The 11,406-nt window shown below is 69.6% G+C and carries 9 protein-coding genes and 1 pseudogene; 4 read left to right on the top strand and 6 right to left on the bottom strand.

The genetic code is table 11. The features are described from left to right. Window positions 1–386, top strand: a pseudogene (locus G6045_RS34835) (serine/threonine protein kinase); the annotation flags it as partial. Window positions 387–403: 17 nt separating this feature from the next. Here the strand turns inward: G6045_RS34835 and G6045_RS34830 are convergent. Continuing rightward, window positions 404–973: a dienelactone hydrolase family protein gene (locus G6045_RS34830; protein ID WP_165336207.1), complete on the bottom strand. Its 570-nt coding sequence runs from the start codon at window positions 971–973 to the stop codon at window positions 404–406. A gap of 30 nt (window positions 974–1,003) precedes the next feature. Between G6045_RS34830 and G6045_RS34825 the strand changes: the two genes are divergently transcribed. Further along, window positions 1,004–2,098, top strand: a complete 1,095-nt coding sequence (locus G6045_RS34825; RefSeq protein WP_165336206.1) for a mechanosensitive ion channel family protein — start codon at window positions 1,004–1,006, stop codon at window positions 2,096–2,098. A 19-nt stretch (window positions 2,099–2,117) separates the two neighbouring features. Here the strand turns inward: G6045_RS34825 and G6045_RS34820 are convergent, their stop codons facing one another. From G6045_RS34820 to G6045_RS34800, 5 genes are all read right to left on the bottom strand, one after another. After that, window positions 2,118–3,704, bottom strand: coding sequence for a Na+/H+ antiporter (locus G6045_RS34820; RefSeq protein ID WP_165336205.1), 1,587 nt, complete (start codon window positions 3,702–3,704; stop codon window positions 2,118–2,120). 144 nt (window positions 3,705–3,848) lie between these two features. After that, a complete protein-coding gene (locus tag G6045_RS34815; RefSeq protein WP_328708010.1) occupies window positions 3,849–4,340 on the bottom strand; it encodes a GNAT family N-acetyltransferase in 492 nt (163 codons plus the stop codon). Next, window positions 4,337–5,281, bottom strand: a complete 945-nt coding sequence (locus G6045_RS34810; protein ID WP_165336204.1) for an RluA family pseudouridine synthase — start codon at window positions 5,279–5,281, stop codon at window positions 4,337–4,339. Before G6045_RS34810 ends, G6045_RS34815 begins: the two co-directional genes overlap by 4 nt. A gap of 75 nt (window positions 5,282–5,356) precedes the next feature. Continuing rightward, window positions 5,357–5,947, bottom strand: a complete 591-nt coding sequence (gene lspA, locus G6045_RS34805) for a signal peptidase II (RefSeq protein WP_165336203.1) — start codon at window positions 5,945–5,947, stop codon at window positions 5,357–5,359. Between the two features lie 67 nt (window positions 5,948–6,014). After that, the gene (locus tag G6045_RS34800; protein ID WP_165336202.1) at window positions 6,015–7,091 is read right to left on the bottom strand and encodes a TraR/DksA family transcriptional regulator; all 1,077 of its coding nucleotides are present in this window, start codon (window positions 7,089–7,091) and stop codon (window positions 6,015–6,017) included. A 608-nt stretch (window positions 7,092–7,699) separates the two neighbouring features. On the opposite strand from G6045_RS34800, the gene ileS reads away from it, so the two are divergent. Together ileS and G6045_RS34790 are read left to right on the top strand one after the other, a co-directional pair. Continuing rightward, window positions 7,700–10,843 (top strand): isoleucine--tRNA ligase, encoded by a 3,144-nt coding sequence (ileS, locus tag G6045_RS34795; protein ID WP_165336201.1) that lies wholly within the window; start codon window positions 7,700–7,702, stop codon window positions 10,841–10,843. 148 nt (window positions 10,844–10,991) lie between these two features. After that, window positions 10,992–11,381: a VOC family protein gene (locus G6045_RS34790; RefSeq protein ID WP_165336200.1), complete on the top strand. Its 390-nt coding sequence runs from the start codon at window positions 10,992–10,994 to the stop codon at window positions 11,379–11,381. Window positions 11,382–11,406: the final 25 nt, after the last annotated feature.

The raw sequence follows: 11,406 nt of genomic DNA, 5'->3' as shown, positions 1-11,406 counted from the left end.
CCACCCCGCCGCCCTCCAGCACTCCGCCCGCGTCCAGCTCCCCCGGCGCGATCCCCGATGCGGGCCGATGGGTGGCGATGCTGCACTCCGAGCCGACGTCGAGCGGCGAGGCGGCGCGCGATCAGCGTCTCGCGAAGCTGCGGAAGACGGTGCCGGACGCGACGTACGTGCGCAGCGACGACTACGCGTCGCTGCGGCCGGGTTTCTGGGTCTTCTACGCCGGCCCGTTCCCCGACGGCCGCACCGCCCTGTCGTACTGCGCCGAGCGGGGCCTGACGGACCGGAACGAGTGCATCGGCCGCTACGTCAGCGTCGACTCCGCGGACTTCGACCTGCAGTGCTACCCGCCGGCCTCCGCGCCGTCGGGCACGTGCAGGCGCGACTAGAGCCGGCCGCCCTCGGGTCAGAGCGTCTCGAGGAACCCCAGCGCCGTCGTCCAGGTCTCCTCCGCCGCCTCGGCGTCGTAGTCCGGAAGGTCCGGGTCCGTGTAGAGGTGCCCGGCCCCCCGGTAGCGGAAGACCTCGACATCGGCGCCCGCCCGGCGCATCCGCAGATACCAGGCGTTCTGCCAGTCCTCCGGCTCGAAGGCATCGGGGTCGGCCACATGCAGCTGCACCGGCAGATCGTCCGCCGAGGCGTCATCGGCGATGTCCGAGGTGCCGTGCAGCAGTAGCAGGCCGCGGGCCTTGTCGTCGGCCAGGGCGACGTTCTGCGCCAGCGCCGCACCGAGTGAGAAACCGGCGTAGACAAGACCGCTTTCGGAGTACGGTGCGGAGGCGGCGACGGCCCGGCGCAGCAACTCGTCCGTGCCGATCTCTTCCTTGATCTTCCTGGCGTCCTCGACGTTCTCCGCGGTCTTGCCCTCGTAAAGATCGGGTACCTGCACTTCATGCCCGGCAGCCCTCAACCGGTCGGCGGCTTGTTGTACAGCAGGGCGCAGGCCGTAGACCGAATGGAAAAGCATGATGTTCATGAGGCCATCGTGCCACCTACCCTCGGAGGCATGGAGAACGTGCTGCGCCCGTTGATCGTCTTCGGCGCCGCGGTCGTCATCACGCTGGCCATCGGCTGGCTCGTCGACCGCCTCCTGCGCCGTACCGACGCCCGCCACACGGAGACTCCGTTGTGGGGGCTGCTGCGCCGTTGCCGGCTACCGCTGCAATGTGTGCTGCTCATCGCACTCTTGAGGGGGACGTACGAGAAGGCCGAAGTATTCGAGGACCACTCCGCAGGGATCGGCCGGGCGCTCAGCCTGGTCCTGATCGGGGCCTGCGCCTGGCTGGTGGTGCGGATCGCCGCGGCGGTCGTCGAGTCGAGTTACGCGCACTACGCGTCCCGCAGCCACGACCCGGCCCGGCTGCGCAGGGTCCGCACCCAGGTGAGCCTGATCATGCGGGTGGTCACCGCGGTGGTCGCCGTGGTGGCGGTCGCCGCGATGCTGCTGACCTTCCCTGCGATGCGCACCGTCGGCACGTCGATGCTGGCCTCGGCCGGTGTGCTCGGCATCGTCGCGGGCATCGCCGCCCAGTCCACGCTCAGCAATCTCTTCGCCGGATTCCAGATCGCGTTCGGCGACATGGTGCGCCTCGGCGACACCGTGGTGGTGGACGGGGAGTGGGGCACGATCGATGAGATCACGCTGACCTTCCTGACCGTACGGACGTGGGACGAGCGCCGGATCACCATGCCGGTCTCGTACTTCACCTCGAAGCCCTTCGAGAACTGGTCCCGCGGCGGCGCCCAGATGACCGGAACGGTCTTCTTCCACCTCGACCACATGACCCCCGTGTCCGCGATGCGCGACAAGCTCCACGACATCCTGCGCGAATGCCCGGCCTGGGACGGCCGTGACTGGGGCCTCGCGGTCACCGACACCACGCCCACCACGATCCAGATCCGGGCCCTGGCCACGGCCAAGGACGCGGACGACATCTGGACGGTACGAGTGACGATCCGCGAACAGCTCGTCGGCTGGCTCGCCGACCACCACCCCTACGCCCTGCCCCGCATCATGACGGCCTTCGCGACCCCGCCGCCGAACGGCGCCGCGGACCACGCGGCATCGGACGGTACCGCTCCGAGGACAGGGCGGGGCTAGGAATCGAGCCCGGACGGGCTCACCGCAGGCTGCGTACGTCGAGATGCCGCAGCACCCGGTCGACGATCTCCGGATCGGCGCCGGGCTCGCTGCGCGCGGAAAGCACTTCGTGCCGGGCGGCCGACAGCATCTCGCCCCGGATGGAGCGCATCCGCTTCATCTTGGCGGCCCGCTTGGCGAAGTCTTCCTTGCGGTGGTCGTCCAGCATGTCGGGGCTGATGCGCATCCCGATGTCGAGGGCGGCGCGCATCAGTTGGTCCATCGACTCCTGCGGCATCTCCTCGACGGCCTCGATCTCCTTGAGCCGCGCCTTGGCCGCCTTGGTGGCCCGCAGCGCCAGTTCCCGCTCGAAGGCGTCCTCGGCCTCGGCGTCCGCCTCGACCCCGAGCTTCTTCACCAGCCGGGGCAGCGTCAGCCCCTGGCATACGAGGGTGGCCATGATGACGCCGAACGCGATGAACACGATCTCGTCCCGCCCAGGGAAGGGCGAACCGTCGTCCATCTTCAGCGGAATGGCCAGGGCCAGCGCGACCGATGCCACGCCGCGCATGCCCGACCACCACATGACGACGGTCTCGCGCCAGCTGACGGGGATCTCCTCGTCGTAATCGCGCCGGTCGTGCAGCTTCTTCGCCAGCCAGGTCGCCGGCAGCAGCCACAGCAGGCGGACGAACACGACCACCCCGACGATGGCCGCGGCCCAGCCGCTCCACTCCACCCAGCGGCCGGAAGCGGCCGAGATCGCGTTGTGCAGTTCGAGGCCGATCAGGCCGAAGGCGATCCCCGTGACGAGGGTGTCGACGATCTCCCAGAAGCTGCGATTGACCAGCCGCCCCATCACGTCGTCGGCGTCCGCGGCATGTTCGGCGATGAAGAGCGCGGTCACCAGGACCGCCAGCACCCCCGAGCCCTTCAACTCCTCGGCCGCCACGTACGAGACGAACGGCACGAGCAGCGTGAGGCCCACCTGCAGGGTGGCATCCCCGAGCAGCCCGATCAGCTTGTTGGTCGCCCAGCCGAGCGCCACACCCACCGCGACGGCGACGACGGCCGACAGGACGAGTTCGAGCGCGGCCCGGGGCAGCGAGAAGGTTCCGCTGACGGCGGCGGCGATGGCCACGTGGTAGAGCACGATCGCCGTCACATCGTTGAAGAGCCCCTCCCCTTCGAGGATCGACACCAGCCGCCGCGGCAGCCCGAGTTGACCGGCGACGGCGGTCGCGGCCACCGGGTCGGGCGGTGCGACCAGCGCCCCGAGCGCGAGCGCGGCGGCGAGCGGAAGGCCGGGCACCAGGGCGTTGGCCACCAGGGCGACGGCGGCGGTCGTGACGAAGACGAGCGCCACGGCGAGCAGCAGAATCGGCCGGAGATTGGCCGCGAACTGCCGCCAGGAGGTCCGCTGCACGGCGGCGTACAGGAGCGGCGGCAGCACCAGCGGCAGGATGTAGTCCGGGTTGATCTCCACGTTGGGCACGAACGGCACCAACGCGAGCACGATCCCGGCAAGGGTCATCAGGACGGGCGCCGGCAGCTTCAGCCGCTCCCCGACCGGCACACTGACCACGGCGCCGAGCAGCAGCACGAAGAGCAACGCCAACTGTTCCACGGGTCCTCCGGTCGCACGCCAAGATCACGTGCCCCCAAGGGTGCCACGCAAACCGGACATTCCTGTCCGGCCCCGGGACGAGCCGCTCGGCTATGCCTCCAACGCCCGCCTCATGGAGCGTTCGAACCCCGCCTCATCGCCCGTTCAATGCCCGTTCAACGCCCGCCGCATCGCGCGATGCTCAATCCCCGCGTCCAGGAACTCCGGCCCGTACACCTCGTACCCGAGCCGCTCATAGAACCCCAGCGCATGGGTCTGGGCGTGCAGATCCACCGCGGTGAGCCCTCGCGCGGCGGCGCACTCCTCGATGGCCCGCACCAGCGCGACCCCGACCCCGAGCCCTCGCGCGGCCTTCGCCACCGCGAGCCGCCCAAGCGAACCGACCGCGGCGTCACCGGTCTTGGCGATCCCGGCCGCACCGAACAGCAGACGCCCGGTCCCGAGCGGCTGCCCGTCCTCGGTACGGACCGCGAGGACATGGACGGCCCCGGCGTCGTACGCGTCGTACTCGATGTCCTCGGGCACACCCTGCTCGCCCACGAAGACCTCTTTGCGTACGAGGAAGCACGCCGCACGGTCCTCGTCGGCCACCGCTTCCCGTACGACGAAACGCGCGTCCCCGCCCTGCGAACTCACCGGTACGTCTCCGCCGCGATCAGGTCGAGCGCCTTCTGCAGATCGGCTGGGTACCCGCTCTCGAACTCGACCCACTGCCCGTCGCCGGGGTGCTCGAAGCCGAGCTTCACCGCGTGCAGCCACTGCCGGGTGAGCCCGAGGCGCTTGGCGATCGTCGGATCGGCGCCGTACGTCAGGTCGCCGACGCACGGGTGTCGATGTGCCGACATGTGGACGCGGATCTGGTGCGTACGCCCGGTCTCCAGCTTGATGTCGAGCAGCGAGGCCGACCGGTACGCCTCGATCAGGTCGTAGTGCGTCACGGAGGGCTTGCCCTCGGCGGTCACGGCCCACTTGTAGTCATGCTGCGGGTGGCGCCCGATCGGGGCGTCGATGGTGCCGCTCATCGGGTCCGGGTGTCCCTGGACCAGCGCGTGGTACTTCTTCTCGACCACGCGCTCCTTGAACTGCCGCTTGAGCGAGGTGTACGCCCGCTCGGACTTGGCGACGGCCATCAGACCCGACGTACCGACGTCGAGCCGGTGCACGATGCCCTGGCGCTCGGCGGCACCCGAGGTGGAGATCCGGTAGCCGGCCGCGGCGAGCCCGCCGATCACGGTCGTCCCGGTCCAGCCCGGCGACGGGTGCGCGGCCACGCCCACCGGCTTCACGATCACGACGATGTCGTCGTCGTCGTGCACGATCTCCATGCCCTCGACGGGCTCGGCCACGATCTGTACGGGCGCGGCCGCCTGCGGCATCTCGACCTCGAGCCACGCGCCCCCGTGCACCCGCTCGGACTTCCCGACCACAGCCCCGTCGACCTGCACCTTTCCGGCAGCAGCCAGCTCGGCCGCCTTGGTGCGGGAGAAGCCGAACATGCGCGAGATGGCGGCGTCGACGCGCTCGCCCTCAAGGCCGTCGGGTACGGGCAGACTGCGGGTCTCGGGGTGTGTACTCACCTGGAAAGTATGACGGACCGCCGCGGACTCCTCGTCCGCAGCGGTCCCAGGGCCCAAAAGGGAGGCCGGAAGACCTCAGTCCTTGTGTACGGTGCCGTCCGGGTCGAGGCCCTTGAAGGACAGGATCACGATCAGGATGCCGCCGCAGACGATCGCCGAGTCCGCCAGGTTGAACACCGCGAAGTTCTTGGGCGCGATGAAGTCGACGACATGCCCCTCGAAGACACCGGGCGCGCGGAACAGGCGGTCCGTGAGGTTGCCGAGCGCACCGCCGAGCAGCAGACCGAGCGCGATGGCCCAGGGCAGGCTGTAGAGCTTGCGGGCGAGCCGGACGATCACCACGATCACGGCGGCGGCGATACACGTGAAGATCACGGTGAACGCCTGGCCCATCCCGAACGCGGCGCCCGCGTTCCTGATCGCCTCGAAGCGCAGCCAGTCGCCGATGATCTCGATCGGCTCGTGGTGCTCCAGCTTGGCGACCACGATCATCTTGCTGATCAGGTCGAGCGCATAGGCGACCGCGGCGACCGTGAAGAGCGCCACGATCTTGCGGCTGCCCTTGGGCGCCTTCTCGTCCCCTCGGACTCCCTCGGCCTGCGGATCCTGCTCCGGCTCCGCGCCCTCAACATCCGGCGTACCGATGATGCTCTCCGCCTCTGCCACGTGAGTCCCTCAACCTAGATGCCTGACTGAGCACGAGGGTACGACACTTACCTGCGGCGTCCGAGACTCAAGTGCGGCGTTCCTGCTTCTGCTTGCACTCGACGCACAGGGTCGCCCGCGGGAAGGCCTGCATCCGTGCCTTGCCGATCGGATTCCCGCAGCTCTCGCACAGTCCGTACGTCCCCGCGTCGAGCCGCTCCAGGGCCCGCTCGCTCTGCTCCAGCATCTCGCGCGCATTGTTCGCGAGCGCCATCTCGTGCTCGCGCGTGATGTTCTTGCTGCCGGTGTCGGCGTCGTCGTCACCCGCGCCGTTGCCCGAGTCGCGCATCAGACCGGCGAGCGCCTCCTCGGAGGTGGCGATCTCCGAGCGCAGCCGCAGGATCTCCGACTGCAGTTCGGTACGCGCCTCGGTCACCTCCTCGGGAGTCCACGGGTCCTCACCGGGACGGATCGCGAGCTCACCGGGCCCGGCCGCCACGTTGCGGGCCTTGGGCACCGCACCGCCGCCCTTGCCCGAGGCGACCGTCTCGACCGTCTTCACAGCCTTCTTCGCACCCACCGACCTGGCTCCTGTCTGCTTCGCGGCCTGTTCGCTGCTGTCCGGCTTGCTCTGCGCCTTACTGGCCGCCGCCTTCTTGGCCGGCGCTTTCCTTACCGCCGTCTTCACTGCGGCGTCCTTCTCCTCGACCGCCGCCTCGGCCACAGCCCCCGCGTCCACGGTCTCCTCCACCAGGGCCTTTTCGGCGGCCTTCGTCGCCGGGGCTTTCTTGACCACCGCCTTTTTGGCCGCGGCCTTCTTGGCCACGGCCTTCTTCGCAGGAGCCTTCGCCGCGGTCTTCTTCGCGGCACCCGCCTGCGTCGCGCTCTTCTTCGCGGCCGTGGTCTTCGCGGCCGCCTTCTTCGTCGTCGTCTTCGTGGCCGGCGCCTTCGTGCCGGCCGTCTTCGTGGCCGTCGTCTTCACGGCGGTCTTCTTGGCCGCGGTCTTCTTCACCGCCGCCGTCGACTTCACCGCCTTGTCGGCCGTCGCCGTTCCGTCCGTACGAGGTGCCGCGGCCGCGGTCGACTTCTTGCCGCTCACGTCCTTCGCCGCGGAAGTGGATCTACTCGACGCCGAATGCTGTTCGGCGGTCTTTTTCGCCACCATGGCCGCGGCCCCTTCACATATTGTGATCTTGCTCGCGAATCGTGCTGGGACGATAAATCGACTCCAGGCCCGCGGCAACGGGGCACGCCGCCCGATCCACCCGCCCCGCACCACCCACGCGACGGGTCTGCATCGGTTGTGCCCAGCTCCCCGCGCCGTAATCCGCGACTGTGCCCCGGCCGGATCCCCACAGGGCGCCGTGTGGCATTCGGGTCACTCCACGCCCACCTGCCGATCCTCGCCCGACGCCCGTCCGGAGCCCGAAAACCGGTCGGCCGAGCCGCCCCGGGCCCCGTACACTGGGCACTGCGAAAAGGCATCGATGGGGACGAGTAGCGTCCGTACGCAGCCAGGAGCGACCCGGGGACGGTGTGAGCCCGGGGGCGAGCGCGAGCGTGAAGATCACCCCGGAGCCGCCGGAAGAAAGCCGCAGCCCCACGCGAGCAGCGAGGGCAGCGGCGAGTAGACCCGGCATCGCGACCCCAATGAGGGGGTCCGTCGGCGCACGCCGAGGGGCCAAGGAGGGTGGTACCGCGGGAGCCCTGCGCCAAGAGCTGCAGGCACTCGTCCCTCCGACGGAAGGCAGCACATCCGCCGGAGGACGACAGATGACGCAGTACCAGCAGGTACCCGCCCAGGTCGACCTGCCCGCCCTCGAGCACGCGGTGCTCGACTTCTGGCGCGAGCAGAAGATCTTCGCGAAGAGCCTCGAGCAGTCCGAGGGACGCCCCGAGTGGGTGTTCTACGAGGGCCCGCCGACGGCCAACGGCATGCCGGGCGCCCACCACATCGAGGCCCGTGTCTTCAAGGACGTCTTCCCGCGCTTTCGCACCATGCGCGGCTACCACGTGGGCCGCAAGGCCGGCTGGGACTGCCACGGCCTGCCCGTCGAGCTCGCCGTCGAGAAGGAGCTCGGCTTCAACGGCAAGAAGGACATCGAGGCGTACGGCATCGCCGAGTTCAACGCCAAGTGCCGCGAGTCCGTGACCCGGCACACCGACGCCTTCACCGACCTCACGACGCGCATGGGCTACTGGGTCGACCTCGACGACGCCTACCGCACCATGGACCCGGAGTACGTCGAGTCGGTCTGGTGGTCCCTGAAGGAGATCTTCGACAAGGACCTCCTGGTCCAGGACCACCGCGTGGCCCCCTGGTGCCCCCGCTGCGGCACGGGTCTGTCCGACCACGAGCTCGCGCAGGGCTACGAGACGGTCGTCGACCCGTCGGTCTTCGTCCGTTTCCCCCTCACCTCCGGACCTCTGGCGGGCGAAGCCGCTCTCCTGGTCTGGACGACGACCCCCTGGACCCTGGTGTCCAACACGGCGGTCGCCGCACACCCCGACGTCACCTATGTCGTGGCGACGAACGGCACCGAGCAGCTCGTGGTCGCCGAGCCGCTGCTCGCGAAGGCCCTGGGCGAGGGCTGGGAGGCCACCGGCCAGTCCTTCACGGGCGCCGAAATGGAGCGTTGGAACTACCAACGTCCGTTCGAGCTCGTGGAGTTCCCGGCTCCCGCGCACTTCGTCGTCAACGCCGAGTACGTGACGACCGAGGACGGTACGGGTCTGGTCCACCAGTCCCCCGCGTTCGGCGCCGACGACCTCCTGGTCTGCAAGGCGTACGACCTCCCCGTCGTGAATCCGGTCCTGCCCGACGGCACCTTCGCGCCCGAAGTCCCGCTGGTCGGCGGCGTCTTCTTCAAGAAGGCCGACGAGAAGCTCACCGCGGACCTCGACGAGCGCGGACTGCTCTTCAAGCACATCCCGTACGAGCACAGCTACCCGCACTGCTGGCGCTGCCACACCGCGCTGCTCTACTACGCGCAGCCGTCCTGGTACATCCGCACCACCGCGGTCAAGGACCGTCTCCTCGAGGAGAACGAGAAGACCAACTGGTTCCCGGACTCCGTCAAGCACGGCCGCTTCGGCGACTGGCTGAACAACAACATCGACTGGGCCCTGTCCCGCAACCGCTACTGGGGCACCCCGCTGCCGATCTGGCGCTGCGAGGAGAACCACCTCACCTGCGTCGGCTCCCTCGGCGAGCTCTCCGAACTGACCGGCACCGACCAGTCGGGCCTCGACCCGCACCGCCCGTACATCGACGCCGTGACCTTCACGTGCACGCACGAGGGCTGCTCGCTGGACGCCGTCCGCGTGCCCGAGGTCATCGACGCCTGGTACGACTCGGGTTCGATGCCGTTCGCGCAGTGGGGCTACCCGCACAAGAACAAGGAGCTCTTCGAGTCGCGCTACCCGGCGCAGTTCATCTCGGAGGCCATCGACCAGACGCGCGGCTGGTTCTACACGCTGATGGCGGTCGGCACGCTCGTCTTCGACAAGTCCTCGTACGAGAACGTGGTCTGCCTCGGCCACATCCTCGCCGAGGACGGCCGCAAGATGTCCAAGCACCTGGGCAACACCCTGGAGCCCATCCCGCTGATGGACCAGCACGGCGCCGACGCGGTGCGCTGGTTCATGGCGGCCGGCGGTTCCCCGTGGGCCGCGCGCCGCGTGGGCCACGGCACGATCCAGGAGGTCGTCCGCAAGACCCTCCTCACGTACTGGAACACGGTCGCCTTCCAGGCCCTGTACGCCCGTACGTCGAAGTGGGCCCCGTCGGACGCCGACCCGGCCGCCGCCGAACGCCCGCTCCTGGACCGCTGGTTGCTCTCCGAGCTGAACGCGCTCGTCGAGCAGACCACCGAGGCCATGGAGGCGTACGACACCCAGCGCGCCGGCAAGCTCCTGTCGTCCTTCGTCGACGATCTCTCCAACTGGTACGTGCGCCGCTCGCGCCGCCGCTTCTGGCAGGGCGACAAGGCCGCGCTGCGCACCCTGCACGAGGTGGTCGAGACGGTCACGCGCCTGATGGCCCCGCTGACCCCGTTCATCACCGAGCGGGTCTGGCAGGACCTGGTCGTGCCGGTCACGCCGGGCGCCCCTGAGTCGGTCCACCTGTCGACGTGGCCGCAAGCCGACAAGTCCCTTGTGGACCCGTCGCTTTCGCAGCAGATGCTGCTCGCCCGCCGTCTGGTGGAGCTCGGCCGCGCCACACGTGCCGAGTCGGGCGTCAAGACCCGCCAGCCGCTGTCCCGTGCGCTGATCGCCGCGGTCGGCTTCGAGCAGCTCGGCGAGGAACTGCGCACGCAGATCACCGAGGAGCTCAACGTCCAGTCCCTGGCGTCGCTCTCGGAGGTCGGCGGCTCGCTCGTCGACACCACGGCGAAGGCCAACTTCCGCGCGCTCGGCAAGCGCTTCGGCAAGGGCGTCCAGGACGTGGCCAAGGCGGTCGCCAACGCGGACGCGGCGGCGCTCTCTCTCGCCCTGCGCGAGGGCACGGCCACCGTCGAGGTCAACGGCGAGACCGTGACCCTGACCCCCGACGAGGTCTTCATCACGGAGACCCCGCGCGAGGGCTGGTCGGTGGCCTCGGAGTCCGGCGCCACGGTCGCGCTCGACCTGGAGATCAGCGAGGAGCTGCGCCGCGCGGGCCTGGCCCGTGACGCGATCCGCCTGATCCAGGAGGCCCGCAAGAACAGCGGCTTCGACGTCGCGGACCGTATCGCGGTGCGCTGGTCGTCCACGGACGACGCGATGACCGAGGCCCTGAACGAGCACGCCGAGCTGATCGCGGACGAGGTCCTGGCCGTGGACTACGCCGAGGGCGAGGCGGACGACTCGTTCGGCGAGACCTTCAAGGACGAGGCCCTGGGCCTGGACTTCCGCCTGCGCAAGTCGCAGGCGTAGCACCCCAGGCCTCCGGACGGGCCGGGCGCACGGTCATCGACCGGCGCCCGGCCCGTCCTGCGTTGCGCGCGGGAAGTCGGTGATCTCCCTCCCGGTCGGTGGCACGGGCACCTACCCTGAGCCCTCGTCCACACGACAGGGGAGAGTCATGGCAAGCAGGTTCACCGAGCTGGGCATCGACTGCCACGATCCGGAACGCCAGGCGGCCTTCTGGTGCGAGGTCCTGGACTTCAAGGTGATCGAGCGGAGCGAGGACCAGATCGAGATCGGTTCCTGGGAGCCGACCGTCGAGGAAGTACGGGCCCGCCAGATGCCGCCCACCGTGTTCTTCGCCAAGGTGCCCGAGGGCAAGGCCGTGAAGAACCGGCTGCACCTCGACGTCAGCCCGATCGACCGCAGCACCGAGGACGAGGTGGCCAGGCTGGTCGCGCTCGGCGCCACCAGAGCGGACGTGGGCCAGGGCGCGGACCGCAACTGGGTGGTGATGGCCGACCCGGAGGGCAACGAGTTCTGCGTCCTTCGCACTCTGGCTCCGTAGCGCCGCACAGAGCGGGCGCCCCGCC

Origin of the sequence: Streptomyces mesophilus (genome assembly GCF_011044995.1) — a bacterium.
Classification (GTDB): domain Bacteria; phylum Actinomycetota; class Actinomycetes; order Streptomycetales; family Streptomycetaceae; genus Streptomyces; species Streptomyces mesophilus.
This window is presented reverse-complemented; position numbering and strand designations above follow the sequence as displayed.